The sequence below is a fragment of the Paenibacillus sp. FW101-FHT12H11 genome (assembly GCF_058790355.1).
In genome coordinates this window covers 123,050-147,795 of record NZ_JBYTCO010000003.1, presented here as the reverse complement: position 1 = coordinate 147,795, position 24,746 = coordinate 123,050, and the positions used below count along the sequence as shown (strand labels likewise).

The window sequence follows — 24,746 nt, the reverse complement described above, 5'->3', positions numbered from 1 at the left end:
AAGTAACTACGATTCTTGTATTTTTACGCACATATGATAAAGCCGTGTATTTTTACCTGAACGATTATGCGTAGTTGTCATGAATCTTATATCAGAGTATGAATAATCTTTATCAGCATTTGTATCAGAAGAGACAAGCATTACTGGATATTCACGTGTTTTAACGTAGTTGCAATACCTATCCCAAAAAGACCCAAAATCTTTAACTTTAACATATGACAAACATACATTGAATGCATTTCCTGTTGTATCGTAAGAATATATCTTGTCAAGATGAACATCAAGATAATTAGTATTTAAGCTATCCAAATTAAGGGCTTCAATAATAGTAAAAGGCATTCTATCGTTTTCAACAAAAATATCAATTTCGCCAGATGATTTACCACTAGCAGAACTTCCGCGTCGAGTTTGGTCTTTTATGCGATATCCGTTTGTCTCCAGTAAATCTGTAATAAAGTCATTACGCTCATCTTCTGTAGTGCTAACGTAAAGCTTACGTGCTTGAAGTTTGATGCAAGCCAAGTAAAGATCACGAATAAATAAATCGGTTAGTGACTCTGTATTTTGTGGAGGCTTGAAGAAAATCTCGTTTGTAATATTTATCACTTTTATTGCATAAATATTTTTACCTTCAATACTAAGTGTACCAAATTCTATTATTGGTTGCTCAGCTAACAAACTGAGTGCCCGTTTAATAGGTTCATCTAATATGAACCCATTACTTATTCCATTAATAGAGTAATTATCTGTATTTTTGCTTACCCCGATTACAATGTAGCCATACCCCTCTGTCATGTTTGACAGAGCAGCAATAAACAAAGCCAAATTTTGCGGTCTGAATTCTACGTTTCTACAAATAAGATTTTTTGAATCAGGGGATTGTAGTAATTGCTTTACTTCATTAATGTCAATCATTTTTCTCTTATGCTCCTAAGTGGAATCTTGTTAACACCAGTCAGCTTTAATATTTTCCCAAATGTAATTTTTTGCGGCTCGCTCTTATCATCTTCAACCCATAATTCACAATCCTTTTCATAGTCAAGCATATCCAACTCAGTATCATAATATAATATTATTTGACCATAATCAGACGGTCGAGTAATTAAATATATTTCAGTACCGTGTTTTTTTATTACGAAGATAGTATTACTAATTCTGATTGGATCTGAAACGTCATATTCCGATTTTTTCTTATCTAAAAATTCAAGGATTTTATTCTTGGAGCGCTCAAGAATATCTTGGACATAGCTGAATAATTCTGAATTGCGTTTAGAATCATGAATAAATTCTGGGCCAAACACATTATTTGCCAGAGCACGATTTAAATCTTCTTCAGTTGAAATACCCCATTGTGCAAGAATTTCCATTGAAATCTCCACCGTTTTACTAGAACTACTTTCAACATTTGAGCGAGATAATATCTGCTCTAATTCTTGCACTCCAGAAACACCATATTTCTCTAATATGTCGTTGTATTCTTCAATTTTCGACATATTTTCAGCAATATCATTATCATTATAAAACCAATGTAAATTAGTTGATAATTCTTTGAAGCACTTTTTTACCTTTTCATTAGCCAAATTTTCTCTAAGCCAAAGATACGTTTTATTAAATACTTCTTTTACATCAATATCGTTGTGCCCAATGCTGTTTTTATTTTCTTTCACATACTGTGTGATTTTCTCGGAAATATTCTCTAGGTAGACAGTTCTATTTTCAGGCAGATCTAAAATAATGTCTTTTGATAACAATGTTTTACGTACATCATATCCAGCATATTTAGATGCATCTTTAAGGATTTCATCAATTTCACCTGAATCCAGTGATAATTCTGCTCTCATTTTGAAATTTCCATATTGATCAGGCAATATAGCAATCCGATCCAATAAACCATCTTGCTCATATTTCACCAAAATTCGAACGAAATTTGACACCCACATCATCGCCTCATGCTCACTGGCAAAATTAAAACTAGAGGCAAAGATTCTTATACTTTCATAGGAGCTTATGTCCTTGGTTATTTTTTCCCTCCAGAATTTCAATGCCAATTTTAATAGCTCTTGTGAATGTTTCGATACACTATTCCTTATCCAGGCATCTTTACCTTGTAATTCATAAACAAGATCTAAAAAGTCATTTTGTTCGCTATTCTGTTTAGCTTGAAGAGAAATAATGCTCTTATAAAAGTCTTCTGCTGAAGGATGTGATCTATGCAATTTTTTTAGAATCTCTGAGAAAACATCATCTAACGTGAGTTTTTTTAAATTAGCAAGGAACTCACTATTAATTTCTCTATCCAATAATTCAATTTTAAAATCGAAATTTAATACAGTAGATATGTCTTTATAAATTTCATCAATACCGCAATCAAGTGATACCTCATCTAAAGTACGAAATTCACCGTATTGATTTGGCAAAATACGTGGGCTTCTGCCAAGGTTGTTGGTATACAAATATTCATTAGAATAGAATAATGCTAATAATTCATTTAGCCAGTCAGTTACATTACCATTAAGATGTTTTGATAACTCACTAATATTTTCAAATGCTTCTACTCGGTTAATTAAATCTAATAAACCGTAATTTCGGCATTCTTCCCATAAAGAATTGTACCAACACTCTAATTCTTCACGCTTTGTAATCATATGGGGAATGAGTTTGCTTGATAGTGTCCATACTTTTGCCCTGAGAGTTTCATCTAAATCTTTTGGAATGAATACACCTGTACCGCCCCATTCATCTATAAGAGGCATTTTGCCAGCATTATGTGTAGAAATGAGAGGAATTTCTATGATATGAGACTTTAGTTTATTAATTATTTCTTGCTCAAACCACTCTTTAGATAGCCAATCCTTTGCAGGCTGTTCAGGGATTTTAGTAATGTTGTAGATTCCCTCATATTCTTTTTCTAAAAAGTAGTCCACTATCTTAACATAAAATAGTGAAGCTTCCATTAATATTTGCTTATTTTCAGCTATTTGTTTATGTACTTTATCCGTTAAATGTATTCCGTTTCGTGGTTCTGTTGGATTAAACTTAGGACTGTTTACTACAACAGGAAATGAAAAATCATTTGTTCCTAAGAGAGGAAAGTCGCAAAATATTTTGGGTAATTGAGTATCGTACTTTGTTGTAAAATTGTTACCTGCTTGCTGTTCGACTTCTACTGCAACAGATAAGTCATTCGTTCCCAAAACAAAAATATATCTATCTTTTGTCATCCCCTTTGTTGCAATTACAACATTTGTCACACTCGCATCTTCAAGCTCAGTTTCAATCATTCTGCCGCGGCTAATTTTTTGTATATATTGACCGCTTGTTACTGTGATTGAACCTATCTCTGGAACAAATGCAAATACGTAAGGTGCAGCAATAAGCAGATTCTTCAGACCTTTCTTTGCTGTTGACACTCCAGATTCGTCCAAAACATAGGTGAAGCAAGTATTGAAATCTTCGTCATTTATTGTTTTGTCAGTAGTTATGGTAGTATTCTTATCTAACTGCGAACAACTTTCTTGTATGGCACTAATTATTGATTGCTGATCCATACCAGATCGGTCTAAAATAACATTAAAAGAACATGGTGATTCACCAGCATCCTGCAGATATCCAGAAACCCTAACTTTTTCTGAAAGCAAGTGAGTAGTTAAAAAGCCTGTTCCAAATTTCCCAGTAGTCTTCTTATTTTTTTCATTAGTTATTGTGCGATCTTTTGTTGACACTTGTTCTATAAGAAAAACAATATTTTCTGTCGAGAACAGTTTACCATTATGTTTGAATTCAACAGTCTTATTGCCTTCGTCAAAGTTTATAATTATGTCAACCATCCCACTTGTGTTAACAACGTCTTTCGCATTTTGTATAAGTTCCCAGATCCATCTATAAGAGGTTGTCTCATCATTCTTCAATTTTAACTCAGTCAGCATATCAATTATTTTATTTGCAGCTTGTGTCTCTTGGGCTTTATTTCGTAAATTACGTATTTTCTGCGAAAACTCCATCATTTCACTATCACCTTCAACTATTCAATTGGATTATTGCTCACTGATTCAGAAATATTGTCAACCGGAATAAAACCATATCTCCCCACACCAATTACTTTGCTAAAGTGAATATAGTTCATGTTATCCTGTACTTCTTTAATAGGGTCTATATTTTCAAAAATGATTACCTGAACATCATTTCGAAGTTTAGATAAATTTTTGAAAAAGGCTTGCTTCATGTCTAACGATATATCTTCTTCACTACTGCTTAGTGTTGTTTGATTGAGTCTTTCTTTGTAAGTAGTTAACGGAGAATCTAAAATAATCAGCCCAGGATGCTTGAGTCCAATACTTCTTGTATATTTCATAATAGCAATAACAAAAGCAGCATTTAATATTGCCCGATAACCTTTTCCATGATTTTTTCTTTTCTTACCTGAAACAATTAACTCCTGATCATCATAATCTATGCTTACACTTGTTAAATCAGGGTAGTTCCATCCAGCAAGTAACTCTTTCACTTCTGTAGCAAAATCATCATAAATTTCTGTTGTTATTTCATTAACGAATTTCATCTTCTGATTCTTTTTAGACAACTCCCTCATAATATCTAACTGGCTAGTTTGATACTCAGCAATACGACGTTCATTAAGTTCAATTTCTTGAAAAATCTTTTTTATGTTCAACAAAGTATCCATTCTTTCTTTCGTTAATACTGCAACTGGCTTTAATTCACGCTGAATAATGACCTCAATTTCCTTAATTCGTTGACTTAAAAGTTTAACTTTTTCATTGTTTTCTTTATTCTCATTTTGTAGATTTGTTAATGTTTCTCTAAGATCAATTAGCTGAGCGTTAATTTTATTACTTTCCTCAGAACACGCAATTTGTAAATCCTCTAAGTAAAAATCATGATTATGCTCAGTAGTTTTTGAGTTGAAAGGATTATTGCAAACAGGGCAATTTGAATCAAATAATTGTGAGATATAGTGATCCCCTTCAATAAGAAATTGAAGTCGATCTAAATCAGAAAGATAGCTTTTTTCAAGCAATCTGAATCTTTCTAATAGTTCTTCAAGCATTAAAATTCTTGATTTTATTTCTTGTTCTTGAATCCATATTTCTTTCTTTTGTCCCATCCTAAGATTAATTTCTTTGCTATTATTTGATAATGTACTCATTAATTTCTCAATCTCTTTTGTTAGTTCATTGGCATCATAGTCCTGAATTTGTGCGCCTTTTTCTTTCAATTCCATTTTCAATTTCTGCAACAAAGAGCTTACAAACTCCAACTTTCCTTCGAGTCGGGTTCTGTATATCTTAGGGTCTTCTATCTCTTCTCCATGATTATCGTCTACGCCTGTTAGAATAGTCTTAAATGCAGACTGTTCAGTCGTTTTATTAGAGGGTATACCTGAAAAAATAGGCACTTCCTCTGATATAATTTTTTCCTCATTAAGCATCATTAGAGCAACAAGATTTCTAAAAGAAAAAGATACTTTGGTTCCTCTTGCATTTTTCCTTAAAAGCATATCTTTGATTCCCGTTAAGGATAAGAGAAATGTTGATATATTGTCCTTGTCATCCTTATCATGCTTAGCTTTCAGTTTCACACAATTCTGCAGAAATGAAATATCATCAATTTTTGACTCATAGACAAAAATTGATGAATCACCAATTTCACGCTTTAATGTATAGCTTTCTCCTTCGTATTTCTCAAGTTCAATAAAAATAGTTGAATACCCAATACTTTCATCTATTTCTTTTGGTTCATCTTTACCACCAAACATATAGTTTATTAATTGAAATATGTAAGTCTTCCCAGTATCAGAAGCACCTGAGATAACATTAAGCCCTTTTTTGAGTACGATACTAGCATTTCTCTTATTTTTTCCTGTAAGTCGGATTTCCGAAATAAAAAAACCCTCTGTATTCATTAGTTGTCCCCCCTTACGAAAGCTTCTTTTACAAATTCTCCACCCCAGCGATCAATATTTTTCATTATAAAATTTTTGAGTTCCACATCAGTATAATTAGAGAATTTGTCGATCAGTAATTTATTCACATCCAGAAGCCGTAGCATATAGTTAGACTCAAAATGTTGAAGAAACGCTTTAGAGTAAGGTGTTGCTCCATACAAAATTCCGCTTTTTCCATATTCGATGTTAATAAGCTTTTTGCTAATCATTAAGTGAAGCCCTTGGCTTACTAAATCTCGCTTTATCAGTATTTCACCAGATCGAGATGGTGTTGAAGGATGCAGACTCTCAAATTCTGGCTCAACATCACCATAATGTGTTAATAGATAATCCAAATAAATCAACCTTTGAATATCTATAGCTTTATTTTCTAATCCTGCTAAAATCACTAAGCATCGAAGTCCAGTTTCTAATGGAGTATTGAATAGGTAGGTTTCTCTACTTAATTTTACCTCGTTCATTTTCTCACCCAGTTCAGAATGTCATTGTTCGCCAGTTGATGGCAAATTCCACTTCTATCACTTCCATCAATGTAGCTAATTAGTACATTGCTTGTAATCTCCAATTTTCTAGCTTCTTTTATTGTTTCCTTAACACATACAAAGCCGTCAGCATGAGTATCCTCTGCAGTGTCTATTACTCCTCTATAAATTTCATCCTGCAACTTTTCAAAGGGCTCGTCATAAGGCAACTCATCTCTAGCAAATCTTCTAAGTGATTCTGCTTTATAATAGTCTTCCCGCTGTCTATTAAAATGTCGATGCAGCGAGCTGTAGCTTTTCAACTCCTCAACACCAGCAATCTTTTTTCCAAGGTGATCTGAATATGCTTCAAATAGTTGTGAAACATATCTTACTTCTTCCGGTTTTATTGAAGGCCCTGGGGCCTCCGACTGAGGTCTAGGCTTATTTAACCCACCACCAAAACGATATTTATAAAAAGGTGTGCTGCTGTACTGTTCTATCAATTTCTGAGGAGGACAGTGATTTATTATTGAAAAGTCAAACTTTTGGATATATTCCAGCAACTCATTAGTTAAAGAAACTTCACTTACATTCGTAATCTTTCTCTTGCATTTATCTTCCCAAGCTGAGATTAATCCAGCATTCAGACGAGTCGGATACTCGATTAATTCTGATAAAGAAGTTCCCAAACCACAAGAAGAAATCAAATAGTACTTTCTTGGAATTGTATATTCTTTAATAAACGTGTAGTAGCATAGTTTCCCCAATTCTAACCATACATCACTTGGATAAAGCGGATGGTCATAATGCTTACATTGATAATTATCCCAGACATGATTCGGGGAATCATTATTTACAAATGCAACTATATCCCTTCCCTTATCACCTGCCGAGCCTGAGCGATACACAGATGTATACTCTTTTTTCAAATATCCATCGACCCATTCACAAATCATATCCTCAAATTGATCTGCTGAAAATGTTCGTAATCTATCTATAGGGGGGATAGGCAACCCAAAAAGAATATCGTAATTATCCGGCTTTTGCGGTAATTTGAATGGTTTTAATTCACTTAGAGTAGTTTCCATATAATCACCTTTCAACAAGAAATGCTACTTCATTAGGATATTCTACATTTTCCAAGCATTTCCTCCCTTTTCCGCAAAAATGCTGGTCATTAACTCAACTTCCGCAGGGCGAAAATCGACTTTGATCCTTTTTGTTGGTAGGTTATTGGCGGTTAGATAGTCCAATTGCAAAATAGAAAAACACCGCTTTGTATGGCAATGTGAGAGTATCGAGCTACCACTGCCTGACCGAAAGGTGTCTTCCATCTTGATAACCGAGCAACCTGAATGTTTTACCAGATGATTGTTTTCAGCGGAGGCTAGCTTGTTCGGGAAAGCCCTATTACTCCACTGGGATACAGGATACAATTGAACCAGAACGTTATTCCACCAAAAATAGGATTCCTTTTGCTCCACTGAAATACGAAAGTTCTACCCCTGAATATGAGGTCTGCCAAACAACACTTGCTTGTCCGAATCAAACAGATTGCGGTACACTACTTGTCCCCGGCTTGAGGAAGCATCTACAACTTTGCCATCCCCCGCATAAATTCCAACGTGGGTAATATCCATAAACCTACCATTTCGCTCATAGCTCCAAAATACAAGATCGCCAGGAACCAGGTCTGCCGCGCTTACTGTCAGGCCATTTTCTACGCAAAATCTTGCTTGTTCCGCTGCGGTTCGCGGCAGGTTAATGCGTAGCTGTCGATAAACCCACTGAACGAGATAGCTACAATCTGTAAAGTCATCCTGTCCGGCCTTCGGTTGACTGTACGGATCACCTAAACGAGTTAGCGCCAATTTGACGACTTCACTGCCTATTTCTCCCTCGGGCAAATGCTGCCCTATATCCGCAAGCTGTCCCGGCGTCAAGCCGACATCCGTTTCTTTACCGAGCATCTCAAACATGAGTGGCCGAAACTCCCCAGACATCATTTCTCTCATGATGTCCATCTGTTCATTAGTAAAGTGGTAGGAGTCAGCTTGTTGCTCCGCAGTTTTGCTCGAAACGGTAATATGCAAAATGTGTTCATAACTGGTAGTCGTCTCTTCGCTGGTACTCCCATCTTCATGCTCTACCGGAACGGTTTCCGTATGTTCGATCGTTTCAATACGGGATTCCAGTTGATTCATGTCCCAAAACACCGATTGGATGATCCCGATCCTTGTTGCATCAAGTGTTGCTACATCCATTCCGTTTTCTGAATCCATGACAGTCTTCACGGCAAAAACGGCTATAATATCCATCCAATTATCTATTCGCGTGTTATCCGCGCTGCCGGGATAATGAAACTCCACCCGGTCTACACGGCCAGAGGACTGCTGTATTTCTGCCAGTCGGTCGGCATACTCAATGTCCAGCTCTTGAACGATTCGGGAAAGCGGCTTTACATCGGCATCCGTATTTTCGCCGGATACAAAGATACTGAAAGGCGAGGAAATGACAGCAGCTATTGCCATAACAATGCACAATAATACAATAACGGAACTACTGATTCCCAAAAGCGCGGCTACTCCTTTGACAAGCAAAGCGGCTGCTTTTACTACCATTTTAATGATCCGAAGATTTAATCGCGCTGCAGCTTGTGCCCTTTGAATGGAGCGGCGGGCAGTCATCGCCATCTGTGCAGTCCGCTGCGCTGTCCTGGCGCTATTCATTTTTCCTTCCGCTTGATAATCAGAGTGGCTTTTAGCCTGTCCTAGCCGTTGTCCCGTTTTTATAAATGGCGATAATGTCTTAAATTTCCTTTCTTTACGTTTGATCGTATGGCTTGCTTGCTTTGATATAGCGAAGGGGATTCGGGATGACGGTGGCCTGAAATGCCGCTTCCTCATGCTTACGGACGTTAGCGCTTTTGGACGATTCACGCGTACATTTGCTGAATGAGATGCCGCGGCGGCTAATGCTCCTTTTTTCCCGGCCGGTTCTTGATCTCTACCTTCCCGATTTAGAATTCGGTTAGTAAAGCTATTTTTGCGAAGAGGATGCAAAAGCCGGGCATTGACCCGGCTCCGTATAAAGCGTTGTTTTCTTGATTGATGGTTAGCTGACAAGAGATATTTCCCATCTACCGGCTTGCGGAGATGCAACCTACGGGCAAGTCGCAATTGACGTGTACCTGAAGGCTTAGTAATTATAGCAGCGGGGTTCTGTATCGATACCGTATCCCCTTCTGACTTTGCCCGCCTTTTTTGAATGAGCCTTATCAATCTTTTGCTAGCAACCACGCCCATACCAATTTGAAAACGTACCGTTTTATCTATGGCCGATGCAGAATGGTGCTGCGCATATTCATTTGGAGATTGTGAAATCGTCTTGTCATTGTCTTTATGCTGTTTTGTGCGTGCGCTCGAATGTTTTACACGATCCATCAAGTTTGGCAGTTTGTCCAAACGTTTAATGTCTTTCACAACAGTCCTCGTTTTAATATCCTTCATCTATTCCACTCCCTTAACTAGTTGACATTCAGCGAACTTGTTCGTTCAGCCGCTTGAAATTCTTCTCCTGGCTTCGGCAATAATCCGGATAACGAAGTTGAATCGCTTCAAAAAAATAGGGAGCGTAGCTGCAATCGAATAATTCGTGGGGAGTAGAGTAGCGTTCCCCACCTTTTTCCGTCCAGCCATTCCACAGATTAAAAGCAAGCCTGCACACGCGGATAGAACTACCGGTTTGCCACGAGGCTGCGAGACCTCCGGGCTTAATGCCCCCATTAGAAAAATCAAACAAATCGCGGATATGACTCCGAGTATCGCGGGAAATACCTAATGTGTAGAAAAGTGCCCGATGATAGCCGTCGCTGCATTTCCTTTCATCAAGCATCCGATAGTAGAAACTTTCGTGTTCAGCATCTCGAAATCGAATCGGATTCATTGTTACCTGCCCCCCTCATGGAAAATGAGCGGCTGGTTATAACCAGCCGCCGCCTACATAAAGCTCTTTACCTATCTGTTCATTTTGGCAAGAAAATCGGACCCTTTGACCTACCGCAATCACATTTTTTTGAGAAACTGCGCCATTTGTTTTAAGCCGCGTTCAATAGATTTTCGTACTGCCCGTTCATCAACTTGCTCAGCTTGGGCAATCGCTACTTTGCTCATGTCTAAGAAGAAGTGAGCATAAATTCGTCTGAACGATTTTTCCGGCAATCGACACATAGCCGCATAAAGCTGCTCATTGGAAAGCTTACGCTCGTAATATTCCTCCGGGGAAATCGAAAGGAAAAGAACATCTTGTTCTATACCGTCGTTCCGATCAAGCGAGTAATAAGCGCGATGACGATAGGTGCGCAATTTATATGCACTTTCGTTTAAGTCGAAACGGCGGATTTCTTGTGCCACTTCATCATCTAAGTCGATCCATACATCCGTTTTGATAAAGGGATACATGTCCCGCAAATTAATCCTTTTCATATTCGTCCCTCCATTTTGGTTTGTGGGCAAACCAAAATGGAGGGGGAGAGCGACAGCCAACGCTCCCTTTAAAACGATTGTTGATTTTGTTACATAAATAAAAAAGACCTTGCCGCTCAGCAATCCAATGCTGATTTGCAGCCAAGTCTGATAGTAATATCCATCGTTGAGGCGTTATGAGCCATACGAATAGTAAAAACACATAAAAGGATCGTGGTTTGACATTGCATGCAACGTGGGGCACATAATATCAATTTCCCTCCTCACATGGCAACACCATTGCGAGAGGAATAGCCAGTCTGTTTTATGATGGTGTTGTCCTACGTTTTAGTTCAAACGCTCCTTTTTGACTGTCCCGTATCACATGCCTTCAGCACTCGTCACTGTAATAGCTACCTTCTTTTGGGTTTCAATCAGAAAATAAAAAAGAGCGCTTCGCTTCTTTTTGCTGATCATCACAGCAAAAAATGAAGCGGCGCTCAATGGCTGGAATGCAAAGTAATGCGCATAGCATAAATACAGATGTATCCAGTTCAGGATGCATTTCTACCTATTTCTAAAAAAACAGATTAATAGGAACCGCATCATCGCCCTCCTTTCATCGGTATGATTGTACGACTTAATGCGGAAACATGACGAAACCATGGAACAAGTTATGCCCGTTTCGTCAATCCTTGCTTCACAAACATAAAGGACAGCCGATGATCTTGTAGGCTGCCCTTAAGCTTGCTATACTATCATCGTATCAGGAAAATCGTGCATATCGGGTGCACAATTCGTGCAAAACAAGAGCAAATCTAGTGCAGCGTTCGGTGCATGTTCGGTGCAAGAAAGATTCACGGCATCTCATCTCTTGGTGAGGAGTTAATCGTACTCGGAGAGATTGAACTGACTGCTAAAAATGGGGGTAGACCCTAGAGCCTGTTTGAAAAGATGGGGGATTGAGGTGATATTCTTCAATTCACGAACCATAAAAATAGAAGATGCGTATGTGCATCTTCTGAAGTAATGATATGATCAGTCTTCTCCAAAGGAATCCAGTTCCAACAGGACCGCCCGATCTTTGATTTTTCGATATACTTTATGCAGAATTCGCTTCCGATGATAAAAGAACGCGCGGCGGGAAAGTGCAATGCGATCTATAATGACCGAAAGCGCCAGTTTATCCAAATATCGTAGACGAACGAACAAAATTTCCTCTGTGGTGAGAGCCGAGAAAGCGTAATCGATCAATCCGATTCTCGATAATAGCAACGGGATTTCATGTTCAGTGATCTCTATCCGATGAATGACCGTACGCAACAATGGTTCTTGTTTTCTTCCATTGCCATGATTCACCCACTCATGCAAAGCCCTCGTTAATCCCGGAATATGCTTAAGCTCTGCCTGCGCATATTCCAACCTTGCTTTCCAATCACTATAGGACATAAGCCATGCTTCAACTTTTTCATAGGGGATGGACTGTTGAGTAAGATTCATCAAACACCCTCCCCAATTCCAAGAAATACTACAACTCTCCTTCCGCAAAACTGCTGAATGAAGTGCAAATCAATCCATGTTAATAAACATAATTCACGCTCCGTTTCTAATTGATCCATGACGATCATCCCTTCATTGTTATATTGGGGACAGCCGCATAATTACGTAAGTTAAAGGCACCATCCTCTTCATTTTACGAGAGCCTGTCCCATTTTGATTTACTTCAGACTCCGATTCACGACAACAATCTCCAGCATTCATCTTTTTTCTCTCCACCTCCTTTGGTACGGGATAATATTCCTATTTTCCCTTAGATTACCCCTTCATTTTACCTATTATTAGTTCGAATGGGGAGGGTGATCTTTTTGTCACCCTCTGTCATGATAATTTTGTCGAAAATCCCCGAATTTTCCCAAAGCTTGTTTCAATTTCAGTCCCATTAACTCACGTAGCATAGTGCTGATCATACAGACCTCTTCGTTTCGCCTTCTCAGCAGCTTCTCGAATGGATCGGGTGTCGAATTTACGAGTGATATGCCGAACGTGCGATTTTAGGGTGTTCGAAGTAATGCCAAGTAATTCTCTGATAATTGTCTGTCGATAGCCCAAGCCTATGAGTTGCAAAATTTCTTTTTCCGTAGGTGTGAGCATGCAATGCAATTCTTTTCGCTTTATAAGCTCGATCTCACTACGGATTATCGTCGCGACATCCGCATGGAGAGAGGACTGACGTCGGTGAGCTTCTCTGATCGCAACCGGTATGTCCATATAGTTGGACTTTGTAATATAATTGACCGCTCCGGCAACAACTGCATCGACCATGACTTCCGGATCATGTATCGAAGAAAGGACAATAATCGGTAACTCTTTATTTCTGAGAATCTCCGCTGCGGCGTCCAGCCCGTCTCGTTTGGGCGAATTCAAAATCATTTCCAAGATCATTACGTCTACGTCTAATTGTACACTCGCTCGAATCGCTTCCTCTTTTGTCGAAACGATGTTAGATAAATAAATATCTGGCTCGGATTCAAGCAACATAGCGAGTCGCTGTTGCCAAGCTAGGTCACCATCCGCCAGTAATACTTTGATACTCCCGTTCCTACGGATCATATCTTTTATCTCTACAGAAAAGCTTGTTTGTTTGTTCATAATCGATCACCTCTTTTATTTTCAAATGACAAAAAGACACGCCCTCTCACTGGCGTGCCTGCTTGTCATCTTGGTGTGGTTTGAGAGGGTAACCCGGCGATCATTGCACTAGTGCAGAAGACCCGTGGCTTTGCGTCCCTGTCTTTCGATCAGGTTTGCCTTTTTTCCTAGTCTATTCGACATATTGAATTAATTTATTTTACCATATTTCAATAGATGCCAAAAAGTTTGCTTGGTGTCAACCTTAGTAACGTATGTTCGAACATAGCGCAACCCACTTCTTCTTTCGGGGGTCTCGCCAACATTTTAACGAAAATATACGCTAAGCAAAGGCGAAGGCGCTGCCAACTTACCGGCAGCGCCTTATTGTTTATGCCGAACATGTTCAACTCAACTCGAGCTGCAACAGTTCGGCCCTTCACGGCTCAAGCCTTGATGGCACGTATCGCGGCAGACACCAGGTATTGTTCGACATTTGCGCCGGGAATCCAATCCTTGATGAACGTCTGGGATTCGTCTTTAGGTTCGATCTCAATTTGGGTAAACCCGCTTTGCGCAAGCATGGCTTCCAACTCCCCGATAGAGGAAGCTCCTGAAATACACCCTGAATAGATACGGTCGATATCCTGCTTGATTTCTTCCGGAAAATCGGCTGTTGCCACGACATCCGATATGGCCAGTCTGCCGCCGTCACGCAGCACACGGAACGCCTCGTCAAACACCTGCTGCTTCGATGGGGACAGATTAATGACACAGTTTGAAATAATCACGTCAACCGAGTGGTCCTGAACCGGCAGATGCTCTATCTCGCCCAACCGAAATTCCGTATTGGTAAATCCGCTTTTACTGGAATTTTCGCGGGCGCGGCTGACCATTTCCGGTGTCATATCTACACCAATGACGCGGCCGGAAGCGCCCACCTGACGGGAGGCAAGAAAGCAATCAAACCCGCCGCCGCTGCCCAGGTCCAGCACGACTTCTCCCGGTTGCAAAGCAGCAATGGCTTGCGGATTGCCACAGCCGAGGCCCAGATTCGCCCCATCTGGAACGGCTGTTAATTCTTCTGACGAGTAGCCCATTTTAGCGGAAACATCCGCGGCCGAACCACAGCAATCATTGGCTGGCGCTGGCTTACAACAGGACCCCGCCCCTACGTCCTGTAAGGCGATTTCTTTATACCGATTCCGAACGTTTTGACGAATTTGATCATTACTTACTTGATTCATGAAAGTTCACTCCTTAGTTTTTTATACATCAACAGCAGCTCGTAACGCAGCAAGCCGTTGGTGTTGCACGAATGATTGGCCGTCGGTTAAAGAATCGGACCGATTGCTTTTGCATAGCGTCTGACCATTTCCACGCTTCTCTAGCAGATCGTTCGATTTCCCTTTGGCGTTGTTTCATAAGCATTTCCGCAGCAAACCAATTGAGGTTCAAGTCGGTCCCATCCTTTTATCAAAAAATGTAAGCATTCAGTGTTTAAGGTGATGCAAAAGCTTTTTAACAACAAACTGCGCGTCCGGCCCCCCCCCCTTATGGTAGCAGAAGCAAAGGAACGCTGCCCTTCCAGCCCCACATAATAAAGTCCCGGAACGTCGCTTATGCCTGCTTGATGTAACGGCCTTCCTTCCGAATCCAGCGCGCCAATCGCTTGAAGGTAGGGAAGATACGGCCGGTAGCCTGTCGCAAAGATCACCGTATCTACCGGCTCTTTTGTCCCGTTCGGCCAAATCACGCCATCCTCATAAAAGGATGTGAACATCGGTTGTTGATCTGGTTTTCCTGCCGCTACTTTTTCTTTGTACCCGCCCGAATCGTTCACCGCACTTGAACTCGGCGCGGTTTTCCCGAACCGCCAAAAAGGAAAGGTGTCAAACCCAATCAGTTTGATCCAAAAATGCACATCCTGATCCAACAGCCTCGATTTCATGAATTGGATCGGCCGGAGTACCGCTAAAGACGTCTTGCTCACCTCGGCCAGCTCAACTCCGATCTGTACGGCAGAATTGCCACGCCCGACCACCACTACGCGTTGATTGCGAAATGGCTCCGGATTCCGGTATTCGGAGGAATGAAGTGTGCGGCCTTGAAACGCCTCCTGCCCCGGTAAAACTGGCGTATAGGGATTGTGAAATGAGCCGGCCGCATTAATGATGGTGCGTGCCCGAAACGTATCCCCTACCATCGTACGGACCGTAAACCCTTCTCCATCCCTTTCGACCGATGCTACGCGTTGATTGGTTCGGACCGGCAATTGAAATTTTGCCCGGTAATCCTGTAAATAACGAATGACTTCATCACGCTTGGGATAGCCATTCGGATCGCCGGGGAATGTCATGCCTGGCATCGACGAGAAACGTGCCGGAGAGAACAGTTTGAGACTATCGTAATAACGCGGCCACGAGCCCCCCGCCTCGTCGCCCGCGTCCAAAATCAGATATCGAAGTCCTTTCTTCTGTAGATGATAGCCGGAAGCCAGACCCGCCTGCCCCCCTCCAATGACAATCGTATCCAATACCTCATTCATACCCAACACCCTCCGATTTATTTGCAAAATGCAAGTATTAGAGAAAAGAAATCACCCGATGGGGGTGGAACAGCAAAGGCTGGATTTTGACATAGCTTCATTCAAAAGCTTAATGGAGCGAATGACCGTTTCTTTTTCAAAATCGTTCATGTGAGAGAAAATCTCTGCTAAATAAGCGTTACATTGCTGGTCAATCGTTGTGGCTACATATTTGCCTTCTGTCGTGAGAGAAAGCACAAATACCCTTCGGTCGTTGGGATCGGGCGATTTTTTCACTAAGTTCATTTTGATTAACGATTGGATTTGTCGGCTAAAGGTCGTTATATCGGTTCCTAACGCCTCGGCTACCTGCTGAATGGACGGTTGATGCTGACGATCGATCTCGTAAAGAATATGGCTTTGCACTAAGGAAATATCGCAGCCACCGGCGGTGCAGCAATTTTTATTGAGAAACCCAAAACGGCGTGTCATGATCTGAAATAGTTCGCGAACATTTTCCACTGTGATTCACCTCATGTTTCAGTTATACAATATATATTTGCAAATTGCAAATATTTTTAATCGCACAAAAAGAAAACCACTCGGCTGAGTGGTCTCTTGCTTGCTTATTTACCGGGATATAGTTGGTGCAAACATTCTCTCTGTGATGGCTTAATATCAATGATGTTGCGAATGCTCTTTGCCTTGGCCTCGGCTTCGTCAAGCGTATCGCTTAATCCCAAGGCAAGCAAGGTGCCAGCGGCTACCGTACCGGTCCGTCCCTTTCCTCCGCCACAATGAAAAGCAACTTTCTTGTTTTGGTGATAAGCTTCGGTGACGGCCTGGATCGCTTGACCGAAGGCTTTTTCTTGCGGCATAGCGGCATGATCTGCTAACGGAATTTGAATCCATTTCGCACTCGCCGCTGGATAGGTGCATTCCGTCGCTTCGCCGCGAAGATCCACGATCACGTCGATACCTTCATTTTTTACCATCGATTCCACATCAGTTGCCGCGCCCATGAAAATTTTATCCGGAATCAAAGCATGGTAGGTTTTTTCAGACGCCATAGACTATACTCCTTTTTTAAACGATCCAAACTCAATCGGAACCGGGGCCGCTGGCGGCGCGCAGCAAAGGGACAAATCCCTGGCTTCTCCGGCGGATTCGAATTCGGAATCTTCTTTTGTGTAGAAAATCTCCCAAGCGTTGCCGTCCGGATCATACACCCAAACTTTATCCTGCACCGCATAGCAACATGTGGTATTCATCTCGTCAATCAGCAGCAGTCCGCTTTGACGAAGCCTCTCCCCTATGGCCAGCACTTCTTCCGTATTATTGACTTGGAAGCCCAAGTGATTCAGTACACCCTTTTGTTCGAAGGGGCGCACATTGAGCGAAAAATGCAGCGCCGGTTCTTCTAACTCGAATTTGGCGTAATTATCTTTAATCTTACTCGGTTCGGCCCCAAAAAAAGCGCGATAGAACTCCAGAGACTTGTTCAGCTCCGTACAGTTTAAAGCAACATGCATTCGTTTGATCATCGTCGCCACCTCATTTCCCTTCTTTGACGAATTGTTCAATCCGGCTCTTAATCGAATCGCGAACGGTGCGGAACTGGTTCATGATTTCTTCTTCGGTTCCGGTTGCTTTTGCCGGATCATCAAAACCCCAATGCCATTTCGTTACGTTCTTGTTGGAGATCACAGGGCAATGCTCGTCGGCGTGGCCGCATAAGGTAATGACATAATCGGCGCGATTCAAAATGTCCGGATCGATCACATCGGAGGTGTTTTTGCTAATATCTACCCCAGCTTCTTGCATGACTTGCACCGCACGCGGATTCAGTCCGTGTGCTTCAAGACCTGCGCTTTTGACTTCATATTTGTCGCTGCCTAGCGCGTTTAAAAACCCGTCCGCGATTTGGCTTCTGCAAGAATTTCCGGTGCACAAAAAATAAATTAACGGTTTTTTCTCCATGGTGAACAATCTCCTTTTGATTTCAATTCATTAATCGCCTTGATGAACTCTTTTCGCTTGTTTACTTCCCATAAAAGACTTCATGATCATTGCAACCACCACCAGGACGACCACAATCACCGCAATACATAGCCATACATTCACCTGTAGCGTCTGGAGAACATAAAGCCATACATAAAGACCGGTGAGCGTTATGAACAACGTGGGAATGGTTAACAAGATGCCGACTTTAAAATAATAGCCCCATCTGATTTTCACGTTTTTTGTGGATAGTACATGCAGCCAAAGCAGCGTGGCCAGGGAGCCGATTGGCGTAATTTTCGGCCCTAAGTCCGAACCGATCACATTCGCATAGATCAGCGCCTCACGAATGAATCCATCGGTTTGTGTACCTTGGATGGCCAACGCATCAATCATGACCGTTGGCATGTTGTTCATAATGGACGACAGGATGGCTGCAATAAAGCCCATCCCTACGGTAGCCACAAATAACCCTTTGTCTGCGACCGCTTGAATGACGCTGCCCAGTGCATCCGTAAGTCCGGCATTGCGCAAGCCATAAACGACCACATACATGCCGATAGAGAAGATCACGACAGCCCAGGGAGCGCCTTTTACCAGTTTCCAAGTATGAATCGCAGGGCTCTTTCTCGCCGCGAACAAAAAGGCAATCGCTGCAACCCCGGCAATAATGGATACAGGGATCGAGAAAAATTCGCTAATAAAATACGCAACAAGCAGCGCGGTTAAAATGACCCAAGATAACTTAAACAGCCGCATATCCTTGATGGCTTCCTTCGGCCTTTTCAGTTGCGTGAGATTGTAATTGTTCGGGATGCTTTTCCGGAAATACAGATACAGCACAATGAGGCTCGCTATGACGGAAAAGAAATTCGGAACAATCATGCGGCTCGCGTATTCCGCAAAACCGATGTTGAAATAATCGGCGGATACAATATTCACCAAGTTGCTGACGACAAGCGGTAAAGATGCCGTATCGGCAATGAACCCACTCGCCATAATAAACGGTAGGATCATCTTTTCATCAAACTTAAGCGCCCGGACCATGGCGAGCACAATCGGCGTAATAATCAAGGCCCCGCCGTCATTGGCAAACAGCGCGGCAACCGCCGATCCAAGCAGGATGATAAATACAAACATGAGTAGACCGTTTCCGCGTGCCAGCCGCGCCATATGCAAGGCAGCCCACTCAAAAAATCCGATTTCATCCAGCACCAGTGAGATTAAAATAATGGCCACAAACGCCAAGGTGGCATTCCACACGATGCCGGTTACGGTGCCGACGTCAGCGAAGCTGACCACGCCAAATATTAAAGCAAGGATCGCTCCGACACTTGCCGACCAGCCGATGTTTAATCCTTTCGGTTGCCAGATGACAAAAAGCAACGTTACCAAGAAAATGAAAATCGCTACATAAACCATATGCGTCCTCCTGAACTACGTACAGCAATCATTGGTTTCGCAAACGACAGGCTCAATCATCGCCGCTTGCGAAGGAATTTCCTTTAGAATATCCAAAATATAAGGCTTGTCTTCCAGGCAGAGCGAATAATAAACCCATTGCCCCCTGCGGGACTCTTTGACCAAGCCCCCGTCCCTCAGCTTGCGCATATGCTGACTGATATTGGGCTGGCTTGTTTTCAAAATGTCCACGATCTCGCACACGCACAGTTCCTTCACCTGCAACATGGCTACGATAGTGAGCCTGTTCCGGTCCCCTAATAGCTTCAAGGCATCCGCTACTTCTTCTAGTTTGCTCAACTGCTTCACTCCTTTTAAGCGACGGGAATGTCCATCCCTTTTAACAACCCAATCACTTTCTCCCGAATCTCGTCACGCGCTCTCTTCACGTCTTCCAGGCTGCCGCCGTCTACGGCCAACGGGTCAGGGATGTTCCACTCGACGTTCATGATCTTAAACGGTACGATAGGACAGCGCTCCACAATTTGTTCGCACAGCTTGACGATCGCATTCGACGCTAGAAAAAATTTCATATCAATTTTTTTGCAAACATGCTGGGAAAGATCGATGCCTACCTCACGCATAGCTTCAATGGTGTAAGGATGCACTTCTTCGGATGGATTTAATCCAGCACTCTCCACCACTACATGATCCCCGCCATAAAACTTGGCAAAAGCTTCGGCCATCTGACTTCGGCACCGATTTTGCCCGCAAAGGAAATAAATTCGTTTGACTTCCCGTTTCATTCTCCCACACTCCCCTACCCGCTGTAAATAGCCATATAATTATTTGCTTATTTCTATTATGATCATATACGCCAATTGTTAACGCAGTATCAACGTTGAAAAGAATATTTTAGATATGTTTGATAGATAATCAAATATACATTTGAATAATCGAAAAGTTTGTTGTATGATAACAATCAAATACTCGTTTGATTATAGAGGTGAGAATATGAGCGGTATGAAAGAAAAGGACTCATGTGAAATTTATTGTTATGACGAACCTAAAGTCCGAAAGGTACAACATGCACTTGAAGGACAAAATATTCAAGGCATGATAAAGATGTTTAAGGTTTTAGCTGACGAAACCAGAATGAAAATCGCTTTTGCCCTTTGCGAAGAAGATGAATTATGTGTTTGTGATGTGGCTAACATTATCGGTTCTTCGTTGGCAACAGCTTCACACCATCTTCGCACCTTAAAGCAGCTTGGCCTAGCCAAATACCGCAAGGATGGCAAATTAGTTTTTTATTCGCTAGAAGACGACCATGTTCGTCAATTGGTACAGCTAGCTTCTACTCATTCGCGGGAGTTGATCACCAATGGAAAATAAAATTGAAAACACAGAAGATAAAAACGTCTACAGAGTTCAAGGCTTTACCTGTACGAATTGCGCAGGCATTTTCGAGAAAAATGTAAAAGGTTTGCCTGGCGTTAAAGATGCTCAAGTCAATTTTGGAGCATCCAAGATTACCGTTTATGGAAGTACCACAATGGAGGATTTAGAAAAGGCTGGAGCTTTTGAAAGCCTGAAAGTCACACCTGAAAAACAACGGACGATTGAAAAGAAAAAGCCATTTTGGCAAGAGCATTGGAACGTGTTGGTTTCTGCCGTATTGCTTGCGGCAGGTTATTTTCTAGGTGAGGGAAGTATCTTATCCGCAGTCATTTTTGCGGCTTCTATTCTCATTGGCGGTTACGATCTATTCAAAAAAGGGCTTAAAAATCTCTTCCGGCTTCAGTTCGATATGAACACCCTTATGACGGTGGCCATCATCGGTGCCGCGGCGATCGGCAAATGGGGCGAAGGCGCGACGGTTGTGATCTTGTTTGCAATTAGTGAAGTTTTGGAACGTTACTCTATGGAGAAAGCGCGTCAATCCATTCGTTCCCTGATGGATATTGCACCGAAGGAAGCTCTGATTCGACGCGGTTCCGAAGAAATTACGGTAAGTGTCGATGATATACAGGTTGGCGACGTCATGATTGTAAAGCCTGGTCAAAAACTCGCAATGGATGGCGTGGTTATTAAAGGGACATCAACCATTAACCAAGCTGCGATAACCGGCGAATCGGTTCCCGTAACGAAAACAATTGATGATGAAGTTTTCGCAGGCACATTAAACGAAGAAGGATTGCTTGAGGTCAAAGTAACGAAGCATGTCGAGGATACTACAATCTCGAAAATTATTCACCTTGTTGAAGAAGCACAAGCCGAACGTGCACCTTCACAAGCGTTCGTTGACCGATTTGCGAAATACTATACGCCCGCGATTATGATTTTGGCATTAGGTATTGCCGTTGTTCCCCCTCTGTTCGTCGGCGCTGATTGGGGCGATTGGGTATATCGGGGATTAGCGTTACTCGTCGTCGGCTGTCCTTGCGCATTGGTCATTTCGACACCTGTTTCGATTGTTACAGCTATCGGAAACGCGGCGAAAAATGGCGTCCTTATCAAAGGCGGCATACACCTTGAAGAAGCTGGTCGCCTTGCCGCAATCGCATTCGATAAAACGGGTACGCTGACGAAAGGATTCCCGGAAGTAACAAATGTCCATACTTTCGGAACGAAAGACGAAAAAGAATTGCTTGCCATCGCGGCAGTTATCGAAAAAGGTTCGCAACACCCGCTCGCTTCCGCGATTGTTCGTAAAGCTGAAAATCTCGGAGCCGACTTATCCCTCACCGTTGAGGATTTCCAATCGATAACTGGAAAAGGCGTTAAAGCAAAAGTAAACGAGGAATTGTATTACGTCGGTAGTCCAAAACTCTTTGCAGAACTTCGCTCCGATATGAATGTTGAAACGAATCAACGTATCGAAGCTCTACAAAAACAAGGGAAAACGGTTATGGTCTTGGGAACGGAACAACAAGTTCTTGCCTTAATAGCCGTGGCCGATGAAGTGCGCGATTCCAGTAAAGACGTTATTAAGCAATTGCACGAAATTGGCATCAAGAAAACGATTATGCTTACGGGTGATAATCAAGCAACCGCCGAAGCTATCGGGAGCCGGTTGAATGTTACAGACGTTAAAGCCGACCTCATGCCGCAAGATAAATTAGATTACATTAAGCAGCTTCGTAAAGACTATGGCAATGTCGCAATGATTGGCGATGGCGTCAACGACGCGCCCGCGCTTGCGGCTTCAACGGTTGGTATCGCTATGGGAGGCGCGGGTACGGATACGGCGCTTGAAACGGCGGACATTGCACTTATGGCTGACGACTTAGGTAAACTCCCGTATACGATTCGGTTAAGCCGTAAAACCCTTGCGATAATAAAGCAAAACATTACGTTCTCGCTCGGGATTAAACTTGTCGCTTTGGCTTTGATTGTTCCTGGATGGCTTACGCTATGGATGGCTATTTTTGCAGATATGGGAGCTACCCTAATTGTTACTTTGAACAGCTTACGTTTGTTAAAAGTGAAAGGGAAATGATCGCCTATGAATAACCCTTGGAATAAAGTGATTTATCGGGTATGGGCACCCTTTATGATTATTTCTTTAATTCCGGGCCTTTTCTAAAGGCTCGGAAAAAGATTTTTGAGGACGTCGACATTAAAGCTAACAGCCAAATTCTTTTTGTGGGCGTCGGGACAGGTGCAGACTTGCGGTTCATTATGGGGAAAGATATTTCTGTAACTGCAATCGACTTGTCACCCGAAATGCTTGGCCGAGCTAAGAATCAATATTACTCTCCTAACGTTACTTTCATGGAAATGGATGCACAAAATTTGACCTTTTCACCGGAATCATTTGATATGGTCATTGCGAATCTGATCTTATCTGTGGTCCCTGATCCGAACCAATGTTTTCAAGAAATGATTCGGGTTACGCGAACTGGGGGACGTATTCTCATTTTCGATAAGTTTGCCCCTCCATCTCGGGAGTTGCCTGTAATGAAGAAAATTCTTCGCCCCGTCGTAGCATTGATGGGTACAGACATCGGTCGTCATTTTGAGCAAATCATTATGCCGTACGAGAAACAAATTCGAGTGGAAGAAGATGCATCAGCCCTATTTAACGGTATGTATCGAAAAATCATAGTTCGTAAACATCAAACTTAACTAGGTATCTCCTAGGCCAAGGTATTGAGGGGGAAATGTCCCCATGTACTTTACGGGTGGTGTCAGCTTTGTTTGCTGGTACTACCCCATCATTGGCCGCCGCGGAACTGACGATAGCTTAGAACGGCTCATTGATTTCCTCGTATTCCTTCACTCGCCGGTAAAATGTAGGCTTTTTCATACCGATCCGACGTATAGCGTCCGTCGCGGTAATCTGGCCTGCTTTCCATTCCCGGTACGCCTCCACATTTTCCATCGATCTCCTGCTTGGGTCGGCCGAATACAACAGCCCTCCTCTCGGGGAACCTCGATTCCTTCCGCCTGCCGCTGCCGGTTCTTCTTCCGCTCTTGCTCGGCCACATAGCTAATACAACCAAAATAAAATTATTTCGGAACTTTAAGGAAATAAATAAAGATGTCTTGACTATGTATCATGGTACAGGGTTTACACTTATGAGGGAGGTGAACCATGAGGTATCATTCAGGAGATATATCCAAATTATGTAATGTGAATAAAGAAACGCTTAGATATTATGAACGAAAAGGTCTGATTGCTGAACCTGTAAGGTCGGATGCAGGTTACCGGCTTTATCCGGAAGATGCGGTAAAACGAATCATGTTCATTAAACGTATACAAGAGCTTGGTTTTACGTTATCTGAAATTGATAAATTGCTTGGTGTCGTTGATAAAGACGATGTGAGATGTGCGGATATGCACGATTTTGTTGTTCAAAAACTTGAAGATGTTCGGTTGAAAATAAGAGACCTTGAGCGAATCGAATGTATGCTAAAAGATTTAAAAGACCGCTGTCCAGATGAAAAGGCAATTCATGAATGCCCAATCATCGAGGCGTTAATTGACAATGAGGAGGAAATCCTGTGAAAGACAATACAAAGAAAATGGGATGGGGCTTTTTAGCTCTGCTTTCCTGCCCTTGCCATCTCGTTTTGATTCTTCCTCTGCTTGCTGGCACAACACTGGGTGCGTATTTTGCAGCCCATCAAGGCGCCGCTAGTGCTATTTTGGCTATTCTATTTGTGATTTCCCTTTGTATGGTATTCAAAAGGACGAATATACAAGAAAAAACCGATGTGACACACGATTGCTGCTCAGTACCAGGGCAAAAACGAGGTGAATGATTTTGAGAGAAAAACTAACGAGCTGGGGG

At 42.0% G+C, this 24,746-nt stretch carries 25 protein-coding genes, 1 pseudogene and 1 riboswitch; of the genes and pseudogenes, 5 read left to right on the top strand and 21 right to left on the bottom strand.

Annotation, left to right across the window (positions count from 1 at the left end):
- Positions 1-6: 6 nt before the first annotated feature.
- The 20 genes and pseudogenes from AC3WTJ_RS10880 to AC3WTJ_RS10785 form a co-directional block, all read right to left on the bottom strand.
- The gene (locus tag AC3WTJ_RS10880; RefSeq protein ID WP_021877435.1) at positions 7-915 is read right to left on the bottom strand and encodes an AlbA family DNA-binding domain-containing protein; all 909 of its coding nucleotides are present in this window, start codon (positions 913-915) and stop codon (positions 7-9) included.
- Complete coding sequence (locus tag AC3WTJ_RS10875; protein ID WP_198156122.1) at positions 912-4,004, bottom strand: sacsin N-terminal ATP-binding-like domain-containing protein; 3,093 nt, start codon at positions 4,002-4,004, stop codon at positions 912-914. The genes AC3WTJ_RS10880 and AC3WTJ_RS10875 overlap by 4 nt, the downstream gene beginning before the upstream one ends.
- 17 nt (positions 4,005-4,021) lie before the next feature.
- Entirely contained in the window at positions 4,022-5,920 is a 1,899-nt protein-coding gene (locus AC3WTJ_RS10870) for an SMC family protein (protein ID WP_048744030.1), read from the bottom strand.
- The gene (locus AC3WTJ_RS10865; protein WP_069202419.1) at positions 5,920-6,423 is read right to left on the bottom strand and encodes an ABC-three component system middle component 2; all 504 of its coding nucleotides are present in this window, start codon (positions 6,421-6,423) and stop codon (positions 5,920-5,922) included. The genes AC3WTJ_RS10870 and AC3WTJ_RS10865 overlap by 1 nt, the downstream gene beginning before the upstream one ends.
- Positions 6,420-7,532 (bottom strand): ABC-three component system protein, encoded by a 1,113-nt coding sequence (locus tag AC3WTJ_RS10860; RefSeq protein ID WP_153783395.1) that lies wholly within the window; start codon positions 7,530-7,532, stop codon positions 6,420-6,422. Before AC3WTJ_RS10860 ends, AC3WTJ_RS10865 begins: the two co-directional genes overlap by 4 nt.
- Positions 7,533-7,925: 393 nt before the next feature.
- Positions 7,926-9,935: a C40 family peptidase gene (locus tag AC3WTJ_RS10855; RefSeq protein WP_021877430.1), complete on the bottom strand. Its 2,010-nt coding sequence runs from the start codon at positions 9,933-9,935 to the stop codon at positions 7,926-7,928.
- 28 nt (positions 9,936-9,963) lie between these two features.
- Positions 9,964-10,371: a DUF6075 family protein gene (locus AC3WTJ_RS10850; RefSeq protein ID WP_021877429.1), complete on the bottom strand. Its 408-nt coding sequence runs from the start codon at positions 10,369-10,371 to the stop codon at positions 9,964-9,966.
- Positions 10,372-10,490: 119 nt separating this feature from the next.
- Positions 10,491-10,910, bottom strand: a complete 420-nt coding sequence (locus AC3WTJ_RS10845) for a sigma factor-like helix-turn-helix DNA-binding protein (protein WP_048744023.1) — start codon at positions 10,908-10,910, stop codon at positions 10,491-10,493.
- A 1,017-nt stretch (positions 10,911-11,927) separates the two neighbouring features.
- Positions 11,928-12,389 (bottom strand): hypothetical protein, encoded by a 462-nt coding sequence (locus AC3WTJ_RS10840; protein ID WP_021877427.1) that lies wholly within the window; start codon positions 12,387-12,389, stop codon positions 11,928-11,930.
- A gap of 444 nt (positions 12,390-12,833) precedes the next feature.
- Positions 12,834-13,538 carry a response regulator transcription factor gene (locus tag AC3WTJ_RS10835; protein ID WP_048744021.1) on the bottom strand — a complete coding sequence of 235 codons (705 nt, stop codon included), beginning with the start codon at positions 13,536-13,538 and terminating at the stop codon, positions 12,834-12,836.
- A gap of 84 nt (positions 13,539-13,622) precedes the next feature.
- Positions 13,623-13,708, bottom strand: a riboswitch (cyclic di-GMP riboswitch).
- A gap of 255 nt (positions 13,709-13,963) precedes the next feature.
- Positions 13,964-14,764, bottom strand: a complete 801-nt coding sequence (locus AC3WTJ_RS10830; RefSeq protein WP_021877425.1) for an arsenite methyltransferase — start codon at positions 14,762-14,764, stop codon at positions 13,964-13,966.
- A gap of 28 nt (positions 14,765-14,792) precedes the next feature.
- The gene (locus AC3WTJ_RS10825) at positions 14,793-14,975 is read right to left on the bottom strand and encodes a hypothetical protein (RefSeq protein ID WP_492521731.1); all 183 of its coding nucleotides are present in this window, start codon (positions 14,973-14,975) and stop codon (positions 14,793-14,795) included.
- A 35-nt stretch (positions 14,976-15,010) separates the two neighbouring features.
- Positions 15,011-16,065: pseudogene (locus AC3WTJ_RS10820) on the bottom strand (flavin-containing monooxygenase).
- A gap of 51 nt (positions 16,066-16,116) precedes the next feature.
- Complete coding sequence (locus AC3WTJ_RS10815; RefSeq protein ID WP_048744016.1) at positions 16,117-16,566, bottom strand: MarR family winged helix-turn-helix transcriptional regulator; 450 nt, start codon at positions 16,564-16,566, stop codon at positions 16,117-16,119.
- Between the two features lie 104 nt (positions 16,567-16,670).
- The gene (locus AC3WTJ_RS10810; protein WP_021877422.1) at positions 16,671-17,114 is read right to left on the bottom strand and encodes a protein-tyrosine phosphatase family protein; all 444 of its coding nucleotides are present in this window, start codon (positions 17,112-17,114) and stop codon (positions 16,671-16,673) included.
- A gap of 3 nt (positions 17,115-17,117) precedes the next feature.
- Positions 17,118-17,588: an ArsI/CadI family heavy metal resistance metalloenzyme gene (locus AC3WTJ_RS10805; RefSeq protein ID WP_028598746.1), complete on the bottom strand. Its 471-nt coding sequence runs from the start codon at positions 17,586-17,588 to the stop codon at positions 17,118-17,120.
- Positions 17,589-17,598: 10 nt separating this feature from the next.
- A complete protein-coding gene (gene arsC, locus AC3WTJ_RS10800) occupies positions 17,599-18,024 on the bottom strand; it encodes an arsenate reductase (thioredoxin) (protein WP_048744013.1) in 426 nt (141 codons plus the stop codon).
- A 30-nt stretch (positions 18,025-18,054) separates the two neighbouring features.
- The gene (locus AC3WTJ_RS10795) at positions 18,055-19,467 is read right to left on the bottom strand and encodes an arsenic transporter (RefSeq protein ID WP_021877420.1); all 1,413 of its coding nucleotides are present in this window, start codon (positions 19,465-19,467) and stop codon (positions 18,055-18,057) included.
- 15 nt (positions 19,468-19,482) lie between these two features.
- On the bottom strand, positions 19,483-19,806 hold the full coding sequence (locus AC3WTJ_RS10790; protein ID WP_048744011.1) for an ArsR/SmtB family transcription factor: 324 nt from the start codon (positions 19,804-19,806) through the stop codon (positions 19,483-19,485).
- A gap of 14 nt (positions 19,807-19,820) precedes the next feature.
- Positions 19,821-20,252, bottom strand: a complete 432-nt coding sequence (locus tag AC3WTJ_RS10785; RefSeq protein WP_021877418.1) for an arsenate reductase ArsC — start codon at positions 20,250-20,252, stop codon at positions 19,821-19,823.
- Between the two features lie 217 nt (positions 20,253-20,469).
- Here AC3WTJ_RS10785 and AC3WTJ_RS10780 point away from each other — a divergent pair, with 217 nt between their 5' ends.
- Genes AC3WTJ_RS10780 through AC3WTJ_RS10770 form a run of 3 tightly spaced genes read left to right on the top strand, consistent with a single transcriptional unit; the run spans position 20,470 to position 23,577 of the window.
- Positions 20,470-20,841, top strand: coding sequence for an ArsR/SmtB family transcription factor (locus AC3WTJ_RS10780; RefSeq protein ID WP_048744055.1), 372 nt, complete (start codon positions 20,470-20,472; stop codon positions 20,839-20,841).
- Entirely contained in the window at positions 20,831-22,948 is a 2,118-nt protein-coding gene (locus AC3WTJ_RS10775) for a heavy metal translocating P-type ATPase (RefSeq protein ID WP_021877416.1), read from the top strand. The genes AC3WTJ_RS10780 and AC3WTJ_RS10775 overlap by 11 nt, the downstream gene beginning before the upstream one ends.
- A gap of 41 nt (positions 22,949-22,989) precedes the next feature.
- Positions 22,990-23,577 carry a class I SAM-dependent methyltransferase gene (locus AC3WTJ_RS10770; protein WP_328805261.1) on the top strand — a complete coding sequence of 196 codons (588 nt, stop codon included), beginning with the start codon at positions 22,990-22,992 and terminating at the stop codon, positions 23,575-23,577.
- Positions 23,578-23,695: 118 nt separating this feature from the next.
- On the opposite strand, the gene AC3WTJ_RS10765 is transcribed toward AC3WTJ_RS10770, so the two are convergent.
- On the bottom strand, positions 23,696-23,833 hold the full coding sequence (locus AC3WTJ_RS10765; protein ID WP_021877414.1) for a hypothetical protein: 138 nt from the start codon (positions 23,831-23,833) through the stop codon (positions 23,696-23,698).
- A 213-nt stretch (positions 23,834-24,046) separates the two neighbouring features.
- Between AC3WTJ_RS10765 and merR the strand changes: the two genes are divergently transcribed.
- Together merR and AC3WTJ_RS10755 are read left to right on the top strand one after the other, a co-directional pair.
- Complete coding sequence (gene merR / locus AC3WTJ_RS10760; RefSeq protein WP_021877413.1) at positions 24,047-24,460, top strand: mercury resistance transcriptional regulator MerR; 414 nt, start codon at positions 24,047-24,049, stop codon at positions 24,458-24,460.
- On the top strand, positions 24,457-24,717 hold the full coding sequence (locus tag AC3WTJ_RS10755; protein ID WP_021877412.1) for an Uncharacterized mercuric resistance protein MerE: 261 nt from the start codon (positions 24,457-24,459) through the stop codon (positions 24,715-24,717). The genes merR and AC3WTJ_RS10755 overlap by 4 nt, the downstream gene beginning before the upstream one ends.
- Positions 24,718-24,746: the final 29 nt, after the last annotated feature.

What these genes read in the sequence shown, in the direction of transcription:
- AC3WTJ_RS10840 (WP_021877427.1), bottom strand. Translation starts at nt 12,389, where the DNA reads ATGAATCTTACTCAACAGTCCATCCCCTATGAAAAAGTTGAAGCATGG.
- AC3WTJ_RS10835 (WP_048744021.1), bottom strand. Translation starts at nt 13,538, where the DNA reads ATGAACAAACAAACAAGCTTTTCTGTAGAGATAAAAGATATGATCCGT.
- AC3WTJ_RS10865 (WP_069202419.1), bottom strand. Translation starts at nt 6,423, where the DNA reads ATGAACGAGGTAAAATTAAGTAGAGAAACCTACCTATTCAATACTCCA.
- AC3WTJ_RS10810 (WP_021877422.1), bottom strand. Translation starts at nt 17,114, where the DNA reads ATGGCGTCTGAAAAAACCTACCATGCTTTGATTCCGGATAAAATTTTC.
- AC3WTJ_RS10830 (WP_021877425.1), bottom strand. Translation starts at nt 14,764, where the DNA reads ATGAATCAAGTAAGTAATGATCAAATTCGTCAAAACGTTCGGAATCGG.
- AC3WTJ_RS10855 (WP_021877430.1), bottom strand. Translation starts at nt 9,935, where the DNA reads ATGAAGGATATTAAAACGAGGACTGTTGTGAAAGACATTAAACGTTTG.
- AC3WTJ_RS10780 (WP_048744055.1), top strand. Translation starts at nt 20,470, where the DNA reads ATGAAAGAAAAGGACTCATGTGAAATTTATTGTTATGACGAACCTAAA.
- AC3WTJ_RS10775 (WP_021877416.1), top strand. Translation starts at nt 20,831, where the DNA reads ATGGAAAATAAAATTGAAAACACAGAAGATAAAAACGTCTACAGAGTT.
- AC3WTJ_RS10795 (WP_021877420.1), bottom strand. Translation starts at nt 19,467, where the DNA reads ATGGTTTATGTAGCGATTTTCATTTTCTTGGTAACGTTGCTTTTTGTC.
- AC3WTJ_RS10805 (WP_028598746.1), bottom strand. Translation starts at nt 17,588, where the DNA reads ATGATCAAACGAATGCATGTTGCTTTAAACTGTACGGAGCTGAACAAG.
- AC3WTJ_RS10845 (WP_048744023.1), bottom strand. Translation starts at nt 10,910, where the DNA reads ATGAAAAGGATTAATTTGCGGGACATGTATCCCTTTATCAAAACGGAT.
- AC3WTJ_RS10850 (WP_021877429.1), bottom strand. Translation starts at nt 10,371, where the DNA reads ATGAATCCGATTCGATTTCGAGATGCTGAACACGAAAGTTTCTACTAT.
- AC3WTJ_RS10880 (WP_021877435.1), bottom strand. Translation starts at nt 915, where the DNA reads ATGATTGACATTAATGAAGTAAAGCAATTACTACAATCCCCTGATTCA.
- AC3WTJ_RS10875 (WP_198156122.1), bottom strand. Translation starts at nt 4,004, where the DNA reads ATGATGGAGTTTTCGCAGAAAATACGTAATTTACGAAATAAAGCCCAA.
- AC3WTJ_RS10765 (WP_021877414.1), bottom strand. Translation starts at nt 23,833, where the DNA reads ATGGAAAATGTGGAGGCGTACCGGGAATGGAAAGCAGGCCAGATTACC.
- merR (WP_021877413.1), top strand. Translation starts at nt 24,047, where the DNA reads ATGAGGTATCATTCAGGAGATATATCCAAATTATGTAATGTGAATAAA.
- AC3WTJ_RS10770 (WP_328805261.1), top strand. Translation starts at nt 22,990, where the DNA reads ATGGGCACCCTTTATGATTATTTCTTTAATTCCGGGCCTTTTCTAAAG.
- AC3WTJ_RS10785 (WP_021877418.1), bottom strand. Translation starts at nt 20,252, where the DNA reads ATGAAACGGGAAGTCAAACGAATTTATTTCCTTTGCGGGCAAAATCGG.
- AC3WTJ_RS10870 (WP_048744030.1), bottom strand. Translation starts at nt 5,920, where the DNA reads ATGAATACAGAGGGTTTTTTTATTTCGGAAATCCGACTTACAGGAAAA.
- arsC (WP_048744013.1), bottom strand. Translation starts at nt 18,024, where the DNA reads ATGGAGAAAAAACCGTTAATTTATTTTTTGTGCACCGGAAATTCTTGC.